The following is an 18,789-nucleotide window of genomic DNA, read 5'->3' on the forward strand; positions in this document are numbered from 1 at the left end:
GGTGACCATGACAGCGTCGACGCAATCAGACACAGTTTTTCAAGCGGTTCGGGGCGAAATCCTCGGCTGTCAGTTGATGCCGTCGCAAAAGATCAAAATTGGGCAGATCACGGATAAATATGATGTCAGCCCCGGCGCCGCGCGAGAGGCGCTTTCGCGTCTGGTTGCCGAAGGCATGGTCATTGCACTGCCGCAACGTGGCTTTTCTGTCGCGCCGATCTCTCGCAAAGAGCTGAACGATCTGACCGACGCCCGCGTTCTGATCGAAACCCAATGCCTGACACTCGCGATGGAACACGGCGACATTGAATGGGAAAGCGCCATCGTCTCCGCTCACTACAAGCTCAACCTTGCGCCCGAAAGCATCGCGTCGCCTTCGCCTCAACTTAACCCCAAGTGGTCCCAAGCGCACACTCAGTTTCACGCGGCGCTTGTTGCCAGTTGCAACAACGACTGCCTGTTGGAATTGCGCGAAGTGCTCTATGCCCGCAGCGAGCGGTACCGACACTGGAGTGTTTCTTTGTCGGGCAACCCCGCCCGGGACCGCGATACCGGAAAAGAACATACTGAGTTGATGGATGCGGTCCTGAAGCGGGACGTTGCGCGCGCCTGCACACTTGCCGCTGCGCATTTCCGCCGCACATCTTCTGATCTGATCCGCATTTCAGACGCTTTGAACCGAGAGATTTCCTGATGGTTCGGATCGCATCAGCCAACCAAATGCGGCGCAAGCACGCGGTTGCGCAAAACGCCGATGCCTTCGACCTCAAGCTCAACCGTATCGCCATGTTTCAAGAAACGCATGTGCTCCAGGCCGCAGCCATTCCCAACGGTCCCCGAACCCAGGAATTCGCCCGGATAAAGCGTTTCGGACCGCGAAATATGCGCGATCACGTCTTCAAACGACCAATGCATCGTGCCCGAATTGCCCCTTCCCCATTCCTCGCCATTGACCCGCGCGATCATCGTCAGGTCATAGGGATCGGGCATTTCATCAGCCGTAACAAGGCACGGCCCCATTGGGTTCGCGCGATCAAAATCCTTGCCCTTGGCGGGGCCAAGCTGCCCCCCCATCTCAGCGGTCTGTGCATCGCGGGCCGAGAAATCATTGAGGATCGTATAGCCATAGATCACGTCGCGCGCCCGCGCTTTGGGCACATCCACACAGGTCGAATTGATGTAAACTCCGAATTCCAGTTCGAAATCCATCAACTGCGAATAGCGCGGCCACGTCACATCATGATCGGTTCCTGTCACAGCAAACCGATTGGCTTTGTAATAAATTGGCTGTTCATAAAACGTCGCCGGAACCCGCAGTTCACCGGTGCGCTCCATCTCTGCCAGTGCGGCGGCAGGGTCATCTGCAGTGCTGGCGCGCACCTGTCGGGCAGCAGCAAACGCCTGCACCAGATGTTTTTCAAAACAAAGGCAGTCGCGCATTTGCGGCACAGGCTGCACCGGAGCCAACAATACCGTCCCATCACGCGCCACAAGGTAATCGTCATGGGTGGTTTCAAGCAAACGATAGGCCCTGTCCAACACGGGCTGGCCTCCTTCGATCATCGTCAGGACGCTGGAAAACGCCCCGTCCGCCGCGCCGTTCACGGTGGTATCCAGCCCGGCGAGATCCACGATGCTTTGCCCCTGCGCGATCAGCGCCCCTGCGCGCGCGCGGCCCGAGTCATCGATATACGTAACAAGCTTCATTTGGGCCTCTCCAGCGCTCAATTCGATGCCCAAACATCACGCGGGAGGGCTTTTCAATCAACCTAAATTCTGTCGCGGCCCCATCCGTAGCCGCACGGAATATCGAAAACCGAAACCACGGACGCAAGGGAGGGACTAATGAAACACCTAACAAAATCGGCCTGTGCCGCAGCTGTGATCGCATTCGGTATCACGCCGACCAGCACGCTTGCCGAAGACACGCTAAAGCTGACCTTCGCCGCAGGGCACCCCGAGATTTTCCTTTGGGAAAAGCACGTGCGCGAAACCTTTATTCCGGTGCTCACCGAAGAACTGGCCAAAACGGGAGAGCTGTCCATCGAATGGACCCAAGCCTATGCCGGTACGCTGGTCAAAGTTGGCTCCGAGGTGGAATCGTTTCAGCAGGGCATCATGGATGTCGGCCATATGAGTGGCGTATTCAACCCAGCACAATTGGGGCTGATGAACGTCTCTTACGCGATGCCATTTGGGCCGGAAGACCCCAAATTGGTCACCGAAGCCGTTGAAACTGCGCTGTGGGAAAATCCCGACATCCTGTCGCAAATGGAAAACGCCGCCGGGATCAAATACATCGGAGCAGGCTTTGCGATCGACGGCTACAACATCCCCGCGATCAAGCCGATCGAAACGCTTGCCGATCTGGACGGCATGAAAATCGGCGGCGCCGGGCCGAACCTCAACTGGCTGCGTTCGACCGGGGCGGTCGGTGTTCAGGGCAGCTATGTCAGCTTCTACAATGACATCAAAACCGGCGTTTATGACGGCCACATCGGGTGGCTGACCGCGCATGTTCCGGCAAAAGTCTACGAAGTCGCGCCCTATTGGAACAACGTGCGTTTTGGCGCGATGTACGTCGGCGGCCTCGGGATACGGCTCGGGCTGTGGGAAACATTCTCAGACGAGACCAAGCAGGCGTTTTTGACCGCAGCCGCAGCTTATACCGAGGCATATTTCGCCGAACAGGCCGTCCGGTATACCGGCGCCGAAAAAGCGCTCGCGGAAAATGGCGGGACCGTCGTTGAAATGGTCCCCTCGGATCGCGCGGCGTGGATCGCACAGATGCCAAATCCGACGGCCGAATGGAAAGCTGCGGCCGAAGCACGCGGCGAAGCCGCCACGACGTTTGTGACAGCATATCGTGATCATCTCGCGAAAAACGGCTTTACCTACGAGCGCGATTACCTCGCCGAGTAGAGCGCCCTTATTCCTGCCCGGCACATGTCGGGCAGGCCCCCTTTTTACACGGTTTTATTACCCCAACCGGAGGATTTTCGATGACCGATAACGCGTCAGCCCCCGGCGCCTTGCCATCCACAGGCGTATTTTCACTATTTGGCCGACTTGTGGGCGGGATGAATGCGCTCGGCACCGTCTGGATCATTGGTTTGATGTTTCTGATCAACTCCGACATTTTGGCGCGCTCTGCGTTCGACGCCCCCATTGCCGGCGTGCCCGAATTGGTGTCCTTCTCGATCGTCGGCATCGTCTTTCTGCAATTGGCGCACACGCTGCGCACCGGCGCGCTCACCCGCTCTGATGTGCTGCTTGCGGCGCTCGCATATCGGGCCCCAAAGGCGCGCGCGGTCTTGCTGGCCGCCTTCAACCTGATTGGTGCCGGTCTGATGGCGATTGTCGCCAGCAAAATACTGCCGATCGTGATCAAAGCATGGGAGCATCCAGAGCGCCACTTTATGGGCAATCCGGGCTTTTTTGTTCTTCCGCAATGGCCGTTATTTGCCATCATTTTCCTTGGGGTATTCGTGACTGCGCTGCAATTCACGGCCGTGGCCCTTGCCGAAATCTCCACCCTGTTCAAAAAGCACGCGCAGAAATGACCGGTATTGAAATCGCCTTCGGGTCGATCCTGCTGATGCTCGTGTTGGTCTATTCCGGCATGCATGTCGCAATCGCGCTCACCCTGCTGTCGTTCATCGGCGTCGGGCTGCTACGCGACAACTTCGACATTGCCGGAAATATGCTGGTGCTGGCATTCGAGGATTCAATCTCGGATTACCTCTTTGGCGTGGTCCCGCTCTTTGTCTTGATGGGCCTGCTGGTCAGCGTTGCGGGCATTGGCCGTGATACATTTCAAGTGGCGGCCCAGGTGTTTCGCAAAATCGCGGGCGGGCTTGGTATTGCGACGGTTGCGGCCAACGCGATTTTCGCTGCCATCACCGGTATTTCCATCGCTTCCGCCGCCGTGTTTACCAAGGTTGCCGTGCCCGAAATGGTCAAACATGGCTACACTCCGAAATTCGCGGTCGGCGTGGTGGCGGGGTCCTCGGTCCTCGGGATGCTGATCCCGCCAAGCCTGCTGTTCATCATTTACGGCGTACTGACCGAACAATCGGTCGGCGCGCTGTTTATCGCGGGGGTTATTCCCGGCTTGTTGCTCGCTGCGTCTTATTGCGTCGGTATCCTGTTCATGGCGCGTTTCACGCCAGGGTTTATCGGCCGCTTGGCAGACGCCACCGATACCCCGCCCACCTTGACACTGATCGAGGTGGTTTCGAAAATCACGCCCATCGTCCTCTTGGTCGCGCTGGTTCTGGGCGGGATCTACGGCGGGGTCTTCACCCCAACCGAGGCCGGCGCCGCCGGAGCCATGGGGGCCCTGATCATCGCCTTGGTCAAGCGCCGCCTGTCGTGGGGTGATTTTTGGCAGGTCTTGGTGCAAACCGGGCATATTACCGCGTCAATCTGCATTTTGATCATCGGAGCAAGTCTTTATTCGCGGATGTTGGCGATGTCCGGCATGCCCGCATGGCTTGGCACAGCCGTCGCCGAAGCCGGAATAGGGCCAAATGGCACGGTTTTGTTGCTCTTGTTGGCCATGGTTGTCCTGGGCACCATCCTCGATTCCGCGTCAATCATGCTGCTGACCTTGCCCATCGTCCTGCCGGTGTTAACCGGCGCTGGTGTTGATCTGATCTGGCTGGGCGTGCTCAGTATTCTGGCCGTCGAGATCGGCTTGCTGACCCCACCATTCGGCATAGCTGTGTTTGTGATCAAGGCGACGCTGGGGCCAGATAGCACGGTCACCTTGGGACAGATCTTTCGGGGCGCGGCCCCCTTTGCGGCAATCATGATCATGGTGCTGCTACTGGTATTTCTATTTCCATGGTTGGCAACAGCACTGGTCTGACCCAAACTGACGCTGAAAACGGGAGGTTTCAAAATGGCAGAGTGGCAATACACCAAGGGTTTGCACGATATCGGCAACGGGTGCTGGGCTTGGCTGCAACCTAACGGCGGTTGGGGATGGAGCAACGCCGGTCTGATCACCGATGGTGAGGCTTCGATGCTGGTCGACACGTTGTTTGACCTCAAACTGACCGGTGACATGCTGGACGGCATGCGCCAATCCGTACCACAGGCCGCCTCGATCGGGATCTTGGTCAACACCCATGCCAATGGCGATCACACCTACGGCAACCAACTTGTCAAAGACGCCCGCATCATCGCCTCGCAAGGGACCGCAAACGAGTTCGACCACGTGCCGCCAACGGTATTCCACGACATGGTCCTTAATCCCGGCCCCTTTGGCCGCGCAGGCGAATTTGTGGCAGAGTGTTTTTGCCCCTTCGATTTCGCCAATATCGTCCTGACCCCACCGACCGAGGTATTCACCGGCGAAACCACCGTAATGGTTGGCGACAAAACCGTACAATTGATCGAGGTTGGACCGGCCCATACCGCAGGCGACACCTTGGTCTATCTGCCTGAAGACAAGGTCGTTTATACGGGTGATATTCTGTTCAACGAAGGCACGCCTATCGCTTGGGCGGGGCCCGTGTCGAACTGGATTCGCGCCTGCGAGCGGATATTGGAGCTGGACGTCGATGTCGTGGTCCCCGGCCACGGCCCGATTGCTGACAAACAGGACGTGGCAACGATGCGCGACTATCTGGTCTATGTATCGGCCGAAACCCGCACGCGATATGATGCGGGCATGGATTTTCTCGCGGCGGCCTATGACATTGATCTGGGCGACTACGCCGATTGGGATGCGCCCGAACGCCTGATTGTCACGGTTCAGACGCTGTATGATACCTTCCCAGATGCCCCGACCCCCGAACGCGCGCCAATCCCATATTTCGAACTCATGAAGGATTTCCGCGTTAAACACGGCTGGGGCACCGTACATGGCGCCCCCTGCCCCTGCGGCCGCGTGCACTAACCCCCACACCGCGCGGTCAGACGTCTGTTCAAGTCATGGCAGGCACCGTGCTGCCCTGCCCGCTTCACATCTGACCGCCTGTTGAAATCCTTATTTCAGCACAGCCGAAATTTGCCCGGCATAGCGGTGAAGGATCTCCACCAGTTTTTGATGCGTCTCCGGCGGAATTTCGGTGTGTGGCTCTGAAAGACCAAGCGCAGCTTCCGCAACCCCAAGCAGCCCGACGGGAACGGAAATACCGATTGCCCCGGCTTCGAACTCACCATGAACGATGGAAACCCCCGTCTCGCGCGCCCGGCCCACCTCCTGCGCGATGCGCGCGCGGTCCATGATGGTATCCACCGTGAACTGCTCGATCGGCGCGGTCTCAAGCATGCCCTTCGCCCAGTCCCCATCCCCCCAGGCAAGTAACATCCGCCCGATGGATGTGCTCAACAGCGGCAAGCGACTACCGACGGTGAAGCCAAAAGTGTAGCGCGCGTTTTGCTGCGATGACTGCGCGACATAAACCGCATCAATGCCATCGCGCATCGCCAAACCAACGCTATAGCCAAGCTCGCGCGCGCACATTTCAATCAGTGGTTGAACCAGACGACCAAATTGATTGCCGCGCAGAAAGCCACTTCCAAGCACCAGAACATGCGGCGTCAGCGAATACCGGTTTTCCTCTTTGCGGACATATCCGAGATAGACGAGCGTCAGCACGAGACGGCGCACCACGGCGCGCTCGATATCGGTCAACCGCGAGATTTCGGCCAGCGTCAGTCGACTGTGATTCTCGTCGAAGGCTCGAAGAACCGTCATGCCTTTCATGAAGGTCAAAGAGATGTCTTTGGTCGGAATCTCAGTCTGCACGTTTTCTCACCCTTGTCGTTCGTTCCCAAAAAAAATAGCACAAATAATGCGCGGGTAACGCGTTGCCCTTCAGCGATTCCTCCGCAGCTGCGCTCGGATGTTGACAGTTTCGCGCGACAGCGAACCAATTGGTATATTATCGCACAAACCTGACAAAGCCCACAAGGGACGCAGGTCTTCTAAACACAGCGAATCCAACACGGAGAAATGGCTAGCCATGCTGAAATCAATCGTTCTCACCAGCGCCCTGGCGCTTGGGGTTGCCGCCTCGGCCCATGCTACAGAAACACTGCGCTATGCGCATTTCATGTCCGCAAACAGCTGGCAGAACAAGGTTATTTTCGAAGATTGGGCCGCAGAGGTCGAGAAACAGGCCGGTGGCGCCGTCGATGTTCAGGTCTACCCGGCGCAGACGCTGGGCAAGGCCGTCGCGGGGTATGACAACGCCGTCACAGGAATTGCAGACATTGCATGGGCCGTGCCGGGCTATACCGCCGGGCGTTTTCCGCTCAGCCAGGTGATGGAACTGCCGGGCCTGTTCAAAACCGGCGAGGTCGGCTCCTGTGCCTTCCAGAAGCTCTACGATTCCGGTTCGCTTGATAAGGAATTTGAAGACACCCACGTTCTCTTCGTGCACACGCACGATCCGGGGCATCTGCACACGTCGAAAAAACCGGTCTACACACTCGAAGATATGAAAGGCCTGAAGCTGCGTCGCCCGACGCAGGTGGTGGGCGAGCTCTTGAAAAACCTCGGCGCTGAGCCCGTCGGCATGCCCGCCCCGAATACCTACGAGGCTCTGCAGCGTGGGGCCATCGACGGATATATGCTGCCGTGGGAAAGCGTCGACAGCTTCCGTCTTGACGAATTGACCGGATATCACACGATTTTTGGCTTCTACGCTCTGGCCTTTGTCTCCACCATGAACAAGGCAAAATACGAGGCCCTGTCGCCCGAGGCGAAAGCGGCAGTCGACGCCAACAGCGGCATGAAATGGGCCGTCACCGCGGGCAAAGGCTATGACGACGCGGGGGCGGAAACGCTCGCGCGTCTGGAGACCGAATCCACGGTAATCCGGCTGGAAGATGCGGAACGCGCCCATTGGGACGAGGCCGCCCAGAAAGCCACAGACAGCTATATCTCATATCTTGACGAGCAGGGCCTGCCCGGCACCGCGACCTACGCGGCGGTGAAGGGCTATGTCACAGAGTGCGAAACCGAGCTGAACTGACCCTTCTCGCATGTCATCGGCGGGCTGTTCCCGGACAGCCCGCCGTATCTGCCGAATAACTGTCTGGAAACATCATGTTCATCTCTGCGATCCGGCGCGTGGCTGGATGGATAGAGGCCGCCTGCCTTGGCGTCGCGGCGCTCTGTCTTCTCTACATGGTCTTCGTGGTTGGCTTTAACGTGCTGGCCCGTATCGTCTTTGACCTCACCGATACGGCGATCAACCTGATGATTCCCGGTGCCATCGAACAGGTGTCCTACGTTCTGGGGGTGATCGCGCTGGCGGCACTGGCCGCTTCGATGGGCGGGGGCATGATTGCGGTCGACATTTTGGTCGGTCGCTTTCCGCGTCTGCTCAGGATCGCCATCGCCCGGCTTTGGTTCGTTGGCATCGTCGCCTTCGCCCTGGTGCTGTGCTGGCTGTTCTGGGGCGAGGCTCAGGCAACCTTTGCGCGACAAGAGCAAACGCAGGATCTGCGGCTGCCGATGTTTCTGATCTACGGCCTCTATGCCATTGAATGTTTCGCCCTCGCCGTGATCGCGCTCCGCGAGGCGCTCACGGCCGATGGCCACCACCCGGAGCTGTCCTGATGACCCCATTGATGATTGGATATACGTCGATCGCGGTGATGTTTATCATTGTTCTGCTGGGCAGCCCGATCGGTCTTGCGATGATCGCGGTCGGCTTTGTGGGCTTCGGCGCCATCATCGGCGTGGCCCCTGCGCTCAGCGTGCTCAAGACCGCTGCTTTCGAAACTGTGACCAGCTACTCCTTTACCCTCATTCCGCTGTTTCTGCTTATGGGAAACCTAATCTCGCGCTCCGGCGTAGCGGCGGATCTGTTCCGGGGGGCCCTGCTGCTCACCCGCGGCTGGTCCGGCGGCTTGGCGGCGGCAGGCGTCACCGCAAGCGCGGTGTTTTCCACCGTTTCCGGCTCCTCACTTGCGACGGCCTCGACGATGACGCGGGTCGCCTATCCCGAGATGAAGTCTCACGGCTATGACACACGTCTGGCCACAGGCTCTCTCGCGGCGGGCGGCACGCTTGGGATCCTGATCCCGCCGTCCATCGCGCTGATGCTCTATGCGCTCATCACCGAACAGTCGGTGGGGACGATGTTCCTTGCAGGCATCCTGCCGGGGATTTTGGCCTATGTGCTCTATATCATCACGATCATGATCATGGCGAAGGTCTGGCCGCCCGATCAGGCAGCCGCAAGCCTTTCTGACGAAAAAGCAGCGCCCACGGGGCGGTTCGAAATTCTACGCCTGTTTGCGCCCTCATTTGTCCTCTTCGGTCTGGTCATGGGCGGTCTCTATGGGAACTTCTTCACCCCGACCGAGGCGGGCGGCGTCGGCGCGGCTCTGGCGCTGATCTATGCGCTCAAGCGGCGTGTATCGCGCAAACAGTTGATTGCGGCCTTCACCGAAACCATTGTCACCAGTGGCTCAATCTTCCTCATCCTGATCGGAGCCGAGGTCTTTGGTTTTGTCCTCTCCACCTCGCAGCTCTCCAACGCTCTGGTCGATTTCTTGAACACAAGTGGCTTTGATCCCTGGCAAGTGCTTTTCACCATCCTGGTCTTCTACGTGGTGCTTGGCTGTTTCATGGAAAGCCTTGCGATGATCCTTCTGACCGTGCCGATCTTTTTCCCGGTGATCCTCGCCAACGGGTTCGACCCGATCTGGTTTGGGGTGATCGCCGTGGTGACGGTTGAACTTGGCCTGATCACCCCGCCAGTAGGCATGAACCTGTTTATGGTCAAAAGCGCCTCACGCGATACCTCGCTCAGCAAGATCATGATCGGGGTCCTCCCGTTTGTCGTGACCGATGTGATCCGGCTTGGCATCCTAATCGCCTTTCCGGCGATCTCGCTTGCCCTCACGGGGCGGCTCTAATCTGAAACCCCTGTGTGGTCCGGCTTGTCCGGTCTGCACGCGCCAAACCTCTATCCACCAAGCGTGCGATAATATATCAAATGTATCAGCACACAGGAATACACACACAGGAGCACCGCATGACGGCATCCGTCACCCTGATTTTCGCGAAGCAGACCCCACCGAGATCAGTCGGGAATGGCAGGCTCCTGCGGGACGGCGCCTGACCCAAACAGAATTTCGATATCACCGAAGGAGAAAACCACCATGATGAGTCAAAGCCAAAACGACAGCCTGACGCGGGTCGGGCCGGGGACGGACGCCGGTGATGTGCTGCGCCGCTACTGGCAACCCGCAGCCTTGGCCGAAGAACTGAACAGCAAACGCCCGGTGGTGCCGGTGCGTCTGATGGGCGAGGACCTTGTCCTTTTTCAGGACAGCGAAGGCAAACTTGGCCTTATTCAGCGCCACTGCCCGCACCGTGGGGCTGATATGTGTTACGGGCGCCTTGAGGATAACGGCCTGCGCTGCCCGTTCCACGGCTGGCATTTCAACCGCGATGGGCAATGCGTCGAACAGCCCGCCGAGCCCGAAGGCTCGCACATGCACGAAAGCATCAAGGCCCGGTCCTATCCCGTTGAAGAACGCGCTGGTATCGTCTGGGCCTATATGGGGCCGGGCGACCCGCCGGAATTCCCGGCCTTCGACTGTTTCCGCGCGCCCGACACCCATGTCTTTGCCTTCAAGGGCCTGTGGGAATGCAACTGGCTTCAGGGGATGGAGGTGGGGATCGACCCGGCGCACGCATCCTTCCTGCACCGCTTCCTTCAGGACGAAGATCCAGCGGACAGCTACGGCAAACAGTTCCGCGACAAGGCCGCGAACACCGAAATCCCGATGACCAAGCTCCTGCGCGACTATCCGCGCCCGGACATCTCTGTTGATGAGACCGATTTCGGGATCAAGATCACGGCCCTGCGCCACATGGAAGACGGTTGCGTCCATGTGCGTATCACCAATCAGATCTTCCCCGAGGCGATCTGTATCCCGATGTCGCGCGAGATGACCATCACCCAGTGGCACGTTCCGATCGATGACGAAAATTGCTATTGGTATTCGGTCTTTACCAGCTTCAACAAGCCGGTTGACAAGACACTGATGCGCGAGCAGCGTCTCAAGGAACACCGCCTTCCCGACTACGCCCCGCTCAAGAACAAACGGAACAACTATGGCTACAACCCCGAAGAGCAGGAAAGCCAGACCTACACCGGCATGGGGCTCGACATCAATGTCCACGACCAATGGGCGGTGGAAAGCATGGGCGCAATTCAGGACCGTACCGACGAACATTTGGGCAAATCCGATGTGGCAATCATCAAGTATCGCCGCATGCTGAGGGCCGCGATTGCAGCCCTGAAAGAGGGGCGCGAAGATGACCTGCCGATGCAGACCATTGATCCCGGCAAAGTCTTTGGGCCGATCTCGATCGATGCGATTGCCGCCGATGGCGATATCGATGCGGCCTACCACCAAGAGGACAACGCCCGCCGCGACAATTGCAGCTGGAACGCATCGTTCTAAGCTGTGATCCAAGCCCGCGGTCGGACCCTGCATTGGGGCCCGACCGTATCTGCCAGGAAGGACTTTCATCATGACATCCGCATATCTCGAAACGATCACGTCCGGGCGGCTGGCCCGTGAGGGGCTGCTGGGGCCGGATGCGCTCTCGAAAGCGGCCGATCTGCTGGCCCGTCTGGACGGTGGCAATATCGAAACGATCCGCGTGGTGTTCGCCGATCAGCACGGGCTTTTGCGGGGCAAGACGATCACAGTGGGCGCGCTCGCGTCTGTCTTCCGCTCCGGGATGAACGTGCCGGGGACCCTGCTGCTCAAGGACACGTCGAACCGCACGGTGTTTCCGATCTGGGACGGGCACACCAAGGGCGTGATGGAGACCATGTCCGGCGCGGGTGACATGGTTCTGGTTCCCGATCCCGAAACATTCCGCATCCTGCCCTGGAGCCCTCATTCGGCCTGGATCTTCTGCGATCCGGTGGCGCGCGACGGCACCGCGCTGCCCTTCGCGCCGCGCCCGGTCCTGCGCAAAGCCATCGACCGGCTTGCCGGGCTTGGCTACGGGCTGACGGTGGGCCTTGAGGTCGAATTCCATGTCTTCAACCGCGAAGACGAGCAACTGGCCCATCATCATGCGGGCATGCCCGGCACCCCGCCGCAAACGCGCCTTCTTGATCAGGGCTACCAGTACCTTTCGGAAGTCAATTACGACCGGCTAGAGCCGATCATGGACCTACTGCGCCGCCACGCTCAGGCGCTTGGTCTTCCGGTGCGCTCAACCGAGGTCGAAATGGGGCCGAGCCAGTTCGAATTCACATTTGAACCCGCCGATCCGATGACCCACGCCGACAACATGATCATGTTCCGCACCATGGTCAAAGAGGTCTGCGCACGCGAGGGGCTTCATGCCACCTTCATGTGCCGCCCAAAGGTCGACAACAGCGCCTCAAGCGGCTGGCACCTGCATCAGTCGCTCTGCAATGCTGCGGGCAAGAACCTTTTTATCCCATCTGAAGTCGGCGATCTGACACCGCAGGCAAGCGCATGGATCGCCGGGCTGCTGCAGCACGCATCTGAAAGCTGCCTTCTGACAACCCCCACGGTCAATGGCTACAAACGCTATCAGCCATTTCAGCTCGCACCCGACCGTATTGAATGGGGCTATGACAACCGCGGCGCCATGGTGCGCGCGCTTATGGTGCCCGGCGATGGCGCAAGCCGGGTCGAAAACCGCGTCGCCGAACCCGCCGCCAACCCGTATTTCTATTTCGCATCGCAGCTTCTGTCAGGCCTCTCGGGTCTGGAACAGAAGCTCACCGCGCCCGAGCCGGTTGAAAGCCCCTACGACAACGACGCCCACGCCCTGCCGCCAAGCCTGATCGCCGCGATCGAGGCGTTCGAGCAGGGGGATTTGTACCGCAAAACCCTCGGCGATGATTTCGCGGACTATATGTCGGTACTCAAACGCGCCGAATGGAAGCGGTACCTGAGCGTCGTCACGGAGTGGGAACAGCACGAATATTTCGGGATTTTCTGACGTGCCGCATTTCGTGATCGAATACTTCGCGCCAGAGGCAGAACTGATCGACAAGCAGGCGCTTCTTTCCACCACACTCGATATCGCCGCGTCCAGCGGGATCATGCAGCGCGAGGACATCAAGGTGCGACTCTTGCCTTCGGAGGCAATCCTTTTTGGCGACGGGCGGCGATCCTTCATTCACGTGACAATCTCCCTCCTTGCTGGCCGCAAGCCCGACGACAAACTCTCGCTCACCACCACACTCACCCGCGCGCTGCGGGCGATCTGTCCCAAGATCGAGGCCATCAGCGCCGACATCCGGAACATGGATCCAGATTGCTATAAAAAGACCTTGGTATAGAGGCAGAAGGGCAAGAGATGGCTGTACTCTTGCGTCGCGAACGGCGGGCACGACGGCTTCTGCACGCACGCGAAATCACCGAAACGTCGACCTAGTCAACCATACCGATAAAGCTGCGCACGACCTTCAGATCGGATTTGTCGGCTGGAACCACGAGGACGGTATCAAATTTCTCGCGCATTTCCGTGATCGGCCGGTCCACGACGCCTTCGTTCGGATAGGCGCTGTTTTCCAGAAAAATCCCCAAACCCACCCCATGCAGAATGGCTTCTTTCATCACCGGAAACGTTGTCGTCTGCATGGTATGCGGCAGCACGATTTTCTCTCGGTCCAATGCTTCGTTGACTTTCCGCTCGGTGAACGAACCTTCTTCGGGGATCAGCAATGTTTCGGTCATCAGATCGTGCAAAGACACCTCTGCCTTCATCGCCAACGGGTGATCACTTGGCATGTAAAGCATATAGCGAGCGGTGCTGATGCGCTGCTGAAAGCAATCTCCGGTGCGGTCAGGCGCAGTAACAATAGCCACGTCCACTTGCCGCGTCCGCAGCAGTCGCATCGCCTCGGTCCAGTCAAACAGCGTGAACCGCACCTGTATCGCCGGATAGGCTTTGCGAAACCTTGCAATCAACCCCAACGCAGGACGCGGCGCATTCGCAATGACCGTCAGATGCCCCTTTTCAAGGCTGGCGTGGCCGTCGATTTTTTCGTGAATGAGCGCATCCAACGTCACCAGACGGTCCGCCAACTCATAAAATTCCTGCCCCGTGCGTGTCAGCGCAACCCCTTCTCGTCCGCGATGCAGCAATCGCGCGCCGATCTGTTTTTCCAGCTTTGCAACATGCTGCGTGACAGCCGACTGGCTAAGCCCAAGCCTGTTCGAGGCGCGTGTAAAACTGCCCTCGCGGACCACATAGGCGAAAACGGCAAATTGATGTGGATTGGGGCGCATGGGACCTTCCTGACACTCGGCCAGACTCTAGCGCCCATTAATCTCACTTATATGACGTCATGGAAATGATATGAACACGCATTAGCCCTCGCCTTGTCGACCAAGGTTGGGGGTATCATGGCACGGATCATACTGCGCGATATTGCAAAGACATTTGGGACCACTCCCATTCTGAATGGAGTGTCCCTTGACATCGAACCCGGCGAATTTTTAACCCTTGTCGGTCCCTCAGGGTGTGGAAAATCCACGCTGCTGCGCATTCTGTCAGGGCTGGAAGAGCCGACATCCGGCACCGTTGAAATTGACGGCAAGGACGTGACCAAAACCCGCCCGAGCCTGCGCAACTTGGCGATGGTGTTTCAGTCCTACGCTCTCTACCCGCATTTGACCGTCGCTGAAAACATGCTGACGCCCCTGAAAATGCGCGACCTGGATCGGATGGAACGCCTTCCTCTGGTTGGCCCGCTGCTGTCGCGCAGCAAACGCCGTGATCTGATGGATCAGGTCAGCGCCACGGCAAACACGCTGCGCATCTCTGACCTGTTGTCGCGCAAACCCGGTCAGCTGTCCGGCGGCCAGCGTCAACGCGTGGCCTTGGGGCGCGCGATGGTGCGCCGCCCGGTCGCGTTCCTGATGGACGAACCCCTTTCGAACCTTGACGCAGCCTTGCGCGTTCATATGCGTGCCGAGCTGAGCGCACTGCACAAAATGCTGAACACCACTTTTGTCTATGTCACGCATGATCAGGCCGAGGCGCTGACCATGTCCAGCCGCATTGCCGTGATGATGGGCGGTGACCTGCTGCAGGTCGGCACATCTGATCAGGTCTATAGCCAACCCACCAACCTGAAGGTTGCGGAATTCATCGGATCGCCGAAAATCAACATCCTCCCCGGTGAGGTCGGCAAAACCGGCACGCTGACAGTGTTTGGCCAAGAGGTCGGCGTGTCTTGCGTCACACACGGTCCGGTCTCGGTGGGAATACGCTCTGAACATCTTGCCCTGACGTCCCCCCAACAGGCGGTTTTTTCGGGCACCGAGACCTATCGTGAAAACCTTGGGTCTGACGTGTTCGTGCATGTGGCGGTCTCTGATGGGCAGCACCGTGTGGTTCTGCGCCTCAGCCCGGCACAAGCCAGCAGTATCAGGTCGGGCGATGCGATTCATATCGCCATGGATCCGGCGCATGTATTGGTTTTCGACAAGCACGAAAACCGTAGCTCGGCCACTTTAGCCCGCTCTCACGAGGTCCCGGCATGAGCCGCGCCTATCTTTGGTTTATCGGCCCGGCGCTGTTTTTGATGTTCGCCCTGCTGATCGTGCCGATCCTTGTCGCCTTTGGCCTCAGCCTGACGAATTACTCGTTGGGAAATTCCGGTGCGGGATTTGTCGGTCTGGACAATTACGCCGACCTGTTCGGAAGATCGTCGTATATCAAGATGTTCAAAGCCTCGCTCACCTATGTGTTGATCGTGGTGCCTGCGTCTGTCGGGCTTGGCCTTGGGGCGGCGCTGCTGATTACCTCGGTCAAACGGTTCGGCGACCTCTATAAGACCGTGTTTTTCCTGCCTGTCATGGCGGCCCTGCTTGCGATGGCAATCGCGTGGGAATTCACACTCAACCCCTCGATCGGAGTGGTCAATCGCGCACTCGAGGCAGGCTGCGGCACGATGCTAGAGACATGGACGTGGTATGCCGATGGCTGTGCCAATAGCTTTCCGCTGTGGCTGGGCGACAAGCGGTATGCCATGGGCAGCATCGCCTTTATCGGGATCTGGCAGGCCTTCGGATTCAATATGGTGCTGTATCTCGCGGGCCTGACGGGGGTTTCGCGCACGCTTTATGATGCCGCCGAAATGGACGGCGCGCTCAGCGCCTGGGAAAAATTCCGGCTTGTGACCTGGCCGATGCTGGGGCCGACAAATGTTTTTGTCATCACGATCACGACGATCAGATCGTTTCAGGTGTTCGATACGGTCGAGGCCCTGACCCGCGGCGGGCCGTCAAAGTCGACATACGTGATGATGTACGCGATCTATGAAAAAGCCATCAAACAAAACCTGCTGGGGATCGGAACCGCGATCACCGTGGTCTTCCTTGCCTTCGTGCTGATCGTGACCTTGGTGCAGCGCTGGTTGATCGAACGAAAGGTGCATTACGCATGACCGATACGCCCGTAACCCTGCCGACCAGCACATTCCAGTTTTCTGCGACCGAGGCGGCCAAACACGTGGTCCTGATCTTGGGCGCGCTGATTGTGTTGCTGCCGTTCTATGTGATGGTCAGCTATACGCTGAAAACCCCTGTTGAAATCATGTCGGGCAGTGGCGGATTGTTTGGCACGCAAACCCCTTTCACCGATGCATTTTGCCTGAAAGCAGGCGGCACAGACGTTGAATGCACAAAATCGGCGCTGGCGTATAACTTCGGCTCGGCGTTCAAAAAGGCGCCACTGCTGCGGTACCTGTTGAACGGCGTGGCGGTAACGGCGGCAATCTTTTTGATCCAGGTCGTCGTGGCATTGCCCTGCGCATATGCCTTGGCCAAGCTCAGGTTCTGGGGCCGCGATGCTGTCTTCTCGCTGGTGCTGTTTTGCCTGCTGATCCCGGTACATGCGATTGCGCTGCCGTTGTTCATCATGCTGGCCAAGTTGGGCCTGACCAACAGCTATGCCGCGCTGATTGTGCCTTGGACGATTTCAGTCTTCGGGATTTTCCTGATGCGGCAGTTTTTCATGACCGTCCCGGACGACCTGATCGATGCCGCCCGCATGGACGGGATGTCAGAGTTCAGCATCATCTGGCAGGTCATGCTGCCAACGGCGATCCCGGCACTCATGGCCTTTGCGATCTTCAGCGTCGTGGCCCATTGGAACGACTATTTCTGGCCACGCATCGTGATCACCGGCGACAAAAGCCTGTTCACGCCACCCTTGGGGCTGCGCGAATTCCGGGCGGGGCTGGATGGCAATGACTTTGGTCCGATGATGGCAACAGCCTGCGTAATCGTGACGCCGCTGATCATCTGTTTCCTGCTGGCGCAGCGCCGCTTCATCGAAGGGATCACTCTGACTGGCATGAAATAAGCGGGCCGCCCCACAAGGGCGACCCAATCACCGAAATCCCAATACGGGACAAACAGACGCGGTTCAGTTTGGCGACCACCCCGCGTCACGGCAACTCGAAGGAACTTCAACATGAAAGCTACGGCAACTGCAATACTGGGCGCAACAAGCGCTATGGTACTGGCACTGAGCGCGACCTGCGGCTCGGCTGACGTCACCATCGAAGTGGGCTATCCCTATTCGGCCCTTTTCGATGTGACCTTTGAAAAAATCATGCCTGCGTTCAACGCGGCGCACCCCGACATCAACGTCGAATTCCGCTCGACCTACGAGCAGTACGAAGATGGCACCAACACAGTTCTGCGCGAAGCGGTTGCAGGCACATTGCCTGACGTCACCCTTCAGGGCTTGAACCGTCAGGCGATCCTTGTTGACAAAGGTATCGCAAAATCACTCGAACCTTTCATCGCAACCGAAGCTGATTTCGCCAAGGACGGCTATCATCAGGCGATGCTGGATCTGGGCACGTTCAACGGCGCGGTTTACGGACTGCCCTTCGCGGTTTCCCTGCCCGTTGGGTATTACAACATGGACCTGATGGGCAAAATCGGCGTGACCGAAGCCGCGCAATTGCCAAAAACCTGGGATGAGGTTGTGGCCGCCTGTGGCAAGCTGAAAGAAGCCGGAGTTGAAAACCCGCTGTTCTGGGGCTGGAACATTACCGGCAACTGGTTCGTGCAGGCCCTGATGTGGAGCCAAGGCGAGCCGATCCTTGTTGGCAACGATTTCAACCTCGACTCCGACGCGGGTCTGGTTGCGCTGAACACGATGAACGACATGTTCGATGGCTGCGACATGCAGAACCTCAGCGTCAGCGAAGCGGCTACGCCGTTCTCGGCGGGCGACGTTGCGATGTATTTCTGGTCGACGTCTTCGGTGGGTTCGGTTGAACGCTCCAAGGGTGACTTCACCCTGATGACCAATGAATTCCCCGGCATCGGTCAGGCGCCCAAGGGCCTGCCAGCAGGTGGGAACGCGGTCATGATGACCTCGACCTCGGACGATGCGGAAGAGCTTGCCGCGGCCTGGACCTTCATCAAGTTCATCACCAGCGGTGAAGGGGCCGCTGCTGTGGCTGAAACCACCGGCTACATGCCGCCGAACAAGGCCGCCAACGATCTGCTGGCGGATTTCTATGCCGCCAACCCGAACAAGGAAACCGCCGTGCGTCAGGCTGGTCTTCTGCGCGAGTGGATCGCCTATCCCGGTAACAACGGCCTGGCGATCACTCAGGTCATTTATGATGCTCTCGAAGGCATCGTGACAGGCGAATACGACGACATGGAAGAGTTGCAGGAAGAACTGAGCGAAGAAGTTCAGGACCTGTTGCCGCACTAACCGGCCCGACCTTGGCTCCCCTCTGGCTGGTCCAGAGGGGAGCACTCATA

General features: G+C 58.5%; 18 protein-coding genes and 1 pseudogene. 16 read left to right on the forward strand and 3 right to left on the reverse strand.

Annotated features, from left to right (window positions below):
• Window positions 1-7: 7 nt before the first annotated feature.
• Window positions 8-694, forward strand: coding sequence for a GntR family transcriptional regulator (locus tag BSF79_RS19505; RefSeq protein ID WP_175545325.1), 687 nt, complete (start codon window positions 8-10; stop codon window positions 692-694).
• Between the two features lie 14 nt (window positions 695-708).
• Here BSF79_RS19505 and BSF79_RS12915 read toward each other — a convergent pair whose 3' ends face one another.
• Window positions 709-1,707 carry a fumarylacetoacetate hydrolase family protein gene (locus tag BSF79_RS12915; protein WP_090270239.1) on the reverse strand — a complete coding sequence of 333 codons (999 nt, stop codon included), beginning with the start codon at window positions 1,705-1,707 and terminating at the stop codon, window positions 709-711.
• Between the two features lie 138 nt (window positions 1,708-1,845).
• Here BSF79_RS12915 and BSF79_RS12920 point away from each other — a divergent pair, with 138 nt between their 5' ends.
• The 4 genes from BSF79_RS12920 (at window position 1,846) to BSF79_RS12935 (ending at window position 5,908) form a co-directional block, all read left to right on the forward strand.
• Window positions 1,846-2,922 (forward strand): type 2 periplasmic-binding domain-containing protein, encoded by a 1,077-nt coding sequence (locus BSF79_RS12920; RefSeq protein ID WP_090270240.1) that lies wholly within the window; start codon window positions 1,846-1,848, stop codon window positions 2,920-2,922.
• Window positions 2,923-3,080: 158 nt separating this feature from the next.
• Window positions 3,081-3,563, forward strand: a complete 483-nt coding sequence (locus BSF79_RS12925; RefSeq protein ID WP_217650072.1) for a TRAP transporter small permease subunit — start codon at window positions 3,081-3,083, stop codon at window positions 3,561-3,563.
• Window positions 3,560-4,873: a TRAP transporter large permease gene (locus BSF79_RS12930; RefSeq protein ID WP_090270242.1), complete on the forward strand. Its 1,314-nt coding sequence runs from the start codon at window positions 3,560-3,562 to the stop codon at window positions 4,871-4,873. Before BSF79_RS12925 ends, BSF79_RS12930 begins: the two co-directional genes overlap by 4 nt.
• Before the next feature lie 33 nt (window positions 4,874-4,906).
• A complete protein-coding gene (locus BSF79_RS12935; protein ID WP_090270243.1) occupies window positions 4,907-5,908 on the forward strand; it encodes an MBL fold metallo-hydrolase in 1,002 nt (333 codons plus the stop codon).
• A gap of 90 nt (window positions 5,909-5,998) precedes the next feature.
• On the opposite strand, the gene BSF79_RS12940 is transcribed toward BSF79_RS12935, so the two are convergent.
• Entirely contained in the window at window positions 5,999-6,763 is a 765-nt protein-coding gene (locus BSF79_RS12940) for an IclR family transcriptional regulator (RefSeq protein WP_090270244.1), read from the reverse strand.
• Between the two features lie 217 nt (window positions 6,764-6,980).
• Here BSF79_RS12940 and BSF79_RS12945 point away from each other — a divergent pair, with 217 nt between their 5' ends.
• The 6 genes from BSF79_RS12945 (at window position 6,981) to BSF79_RS12970 (ending at window position 13,325) form a co-directional block, all read left to right on the forward strand.
• Entirely contained in the window at window positions 6,981-7,994 is a 1,014-nt protein-coding gene (locus BSF79_RS12945) for a TRAP transporter substrate-binding protein (protein WP_175545326.1), read from the forward strand.
• 98 nt (window positions 7,995-8,092) lie between these two features.
• Window positions 8,093-8,584: a TRAP transporter small permease gene (locus BSF79_RS12950; protein WP_175545327.1), complete on the forward strand. Its 492-nt coding sequence runs from the start codon at window positions 8,093-8,095 to the stop codon at window positions 8,582-8,584.
• Entirely contained in the window at window positions 8,584-9,891 is a 1,308-nt protein-coding gene (locus BSF79_RS12955; RefSeq protein ID WP_090270247.1) for a TRAP transporter large permease, read from the forward strand. The genes BSF79_RS12950 and BSF79_RS12955 overlap by 1 nt, the downstream gene beginning before the upstream one ends.
• Before the next feature lie 246 nt (window positions 9,892-10,137).
• Window positions 10,138-11,451 carry an aromatic ring-hydroxylating dioxygenase subunit alpha gene (locus BSF79_RS12960; RefSeq protein ID WP_090270248.1) on the forward strand — a complete coding sequence of 438 codons (1,314 nt, stop codon included), beginning with the start codon at window positions 10,138-10,140 and terminating at the stop codon, window positions 11,449-11,451.
• 70 nt (window positions 11,452-11,521) lie between these two features.
• Window positions 11,522-12,982, forward strand: a complete 1,461-nt coding sequence (locus BSF79_RS12965) for a glutamine synthetase family protein (protein ID WP_090270249.1) — start codon at window positions 11,522-11,524, stop codon at window positions 12,980-12,982.
• A 1-nt stretch (window position 12,983) separates the two neighbouring features.
• Complete coding sequence (locus tag BSF79_RS12970; RefSeq protein ID WP_090270250.1) at window positions 12,984-13,325, forward strand: 5-carboxymethyl-2-hydroxymuconate Delta-isomerase; 342 nt, start codon at window positions 12,984-12,986, stop codon at window positions 13,323-13,325.
• 91 nt (window positions 13,326-13,416) lie between these two features.
• Here BSF79_RS12970 and BSF79_RS12975 read toward each other — a convergent pair whose 3' ends face one another.
• Window positions 13,417-14,277, reverse strand: coding sequence for a LysR family transcriptional regulator (locus tag BSF79_RS12975; RefSeq protein ID WP_090270251.1), 861 nt, complete (start codon window positions 14,275-14,277; stop codon window positions 13,417-13,419).
• A 183-nt stretch (window positions 14,278-14,460) separates the two neighbouring features.
• Between BSF79_RS12975 and BSF79_RS20305 the strand changes: the two are divergent.
• The 5 genes and pseudogenes from BSF79_RS20305 to BSF79_RS12995 all read left to right on the forward strand — a co-directional run.
• Window positions 14,461-14,913: pseudogene (locus tag BSF79_RS20305) on the forward strand (ABC transporter ATP-binding protein); the annotation flags it as partial.
• A 150-nt stretch (window positions 14,914-15,063) separates the two neighbouring features.
• The gene (locus tag BSF79_RS20310) at window positions 15,064-15,537 is read left to right on the forward strand and encodes a TOBE domain-containing protein (RefSeq protein ID WP_425443242.1); all 474 of its coding nucleotides are present in this window, start codon (window positions 15,064-15,066) and stop codon (window positions 15,535-15,537) included.
• Window positions 15,534-16,442: a carbohydrate ABC transporter permease gene (locus BSF79_RS12985; protein ID WP_090270253.1), complete on the forward strand. Its 909-nt coding sequence runs from the start codon at window positions 15,534-15,536 to the stop codon at window positions 16,440-16,442. Before BSF79_RS20310 ends, BSF79_RS12985 begins: the two co-directional genes overlap by 4 nt.
• Window positions 16,439-17,362 (forward strand): carbohydrate ABC transporter permease, encoded by a 924-nt coding sequence (locus tag BSF79_RS12990; RefSeq protein WP_090270254.1) that lies wholly within the window; start codon window positions 16,439-16,441, stop codon window positions 17,360-17,362. Before BSF79_RS12985 ends, BSF79_RS12990 begins: the two co-directional genes overlap by 4 nt.
• 111 nt (window positions 17,363-17,473) lie before the next feature.
• On the forward strand, window positions 17,474-18,739 hold the full coding sequence (locus tag BSF79_RS12995; protein ID WP_090270255.1) for an ABC transporter substrate-binding protein: 1,266 nt from the start codon (window positions 17,474-17,476) through the stop codon (window positions 18,737-18,739).
• Window positions 18,740-18,789 lie beyond the last annotated feature (50 nt).

It is taken from the genome of Thalassovita taeanensis (assembly GCF_900110775.1).
Classification (GTDB): Bacteria; Pseudomonadota; Alphaproteobacteria; order Rhodobacterales; family Rhodobacteraceae; genus Litorimicrobium; species Litorimicrobium taeanense.

Coding starts and splice junctions, on each gene's coding strand:
- BSF79_RS12995 (WP_090270255.1), top strand. CDS start 17,474: ATGAAAGCTACGGCAACTGCAATACTGGGCGCAACAAGCGCTATGGTA.
- BSF79_RS19505 (WP_175545325.1), top strand. CDS start 8: ATGACAGCGTCGACGCAATCAGACACAGTTTTTCAAGCGGTTCGGGGC.
- BSF79_RS12945 (WP_175545326.1), top strand. CDS start 6,981: ATGCTGAAATCAATCGTTCTCACCAGCGCCCTGGCGCTTGGGGTTGCC.
- BSF79_RS12960 (WP_090270248.1), top strand. CDS start 10,138: ATGATGAGTCAAAGCCAAAACGACAGCCTGACGCGGGTCGGGCCGGGG.
- BSF79_RS12935 (WP_090270243.1), top strand. CDS start 4,907: ATGGCAGAGTGGCAATACACCAAGGGTTTGCACGATATCGGCAACGGG.
- BSF79_RS12920 (WP_090270240.1), top strand. CDS start 1,846: ATGAAACACCTAACAAAATCGGCCTGTGCCGCAGCTGTGATCGCATTC.
- BSF79_RS12990 (WP_090270254.1), top strand. CDS start 16,439: ATGACCGATACGCCCGTAACCCTGCCGACCAGCACATTCCAGTTTTCT.
- BSF79_RS12965 (WP_090270249.1), top strand. CDS start 11,522: ATGACATCCGCATATCTCGAAACGATCACGTCCGGGCGGCTGGCCCGT.
- BSF79_RS12955 (WP_090270247.1), top strand. CDS start 8,584: ATGACCCCATTGATGATTGGATATACGTCGATCGCGGTGATGTTTATC.
- BSF79_RS12975 (WP_090270251.1), bottom strand. CDS start 14,277: ATGCGCCCCAATCCACATCAATTTGCCGTTTTCGCCTATGTGGTCCGC.
- BSF79_RS12915 (WP_090270239.1), bottom strand. CDS start 1,707: ATGAAGCTTGTTACGTATATCGATGACTCGGGCCGCGCGCGCGCAGGG.
- BSF79_RS20310 (WP_425443242.1), top strand. CDS start 15,064: ATGGGCGGTGACCTGCTGCAGGTCGGCACATCTGATCAGGTCTATAGC.
- BSF79_RS12930 (WP_090270242.1), top strand. CDS start 3,560: ATGACCGGTATTGAAATCGCCTTCGGGTCGATCCTGCTGATGCTCGTG.
- BSF79_RS12985 (WP_090270253.1), top strand. CDS start 15,534: ATGAGCCGCGCCTATCTTTGGTTTATCGGCCCGGCGCTGTTTTTGATG.
- BSF79_RS12925 (WP_217650072.1), top strand. CDS start 3,081: ATGAATGCGCTCGGCACCGTCTGGATCATTGGTTTGATGTTTCTGATC.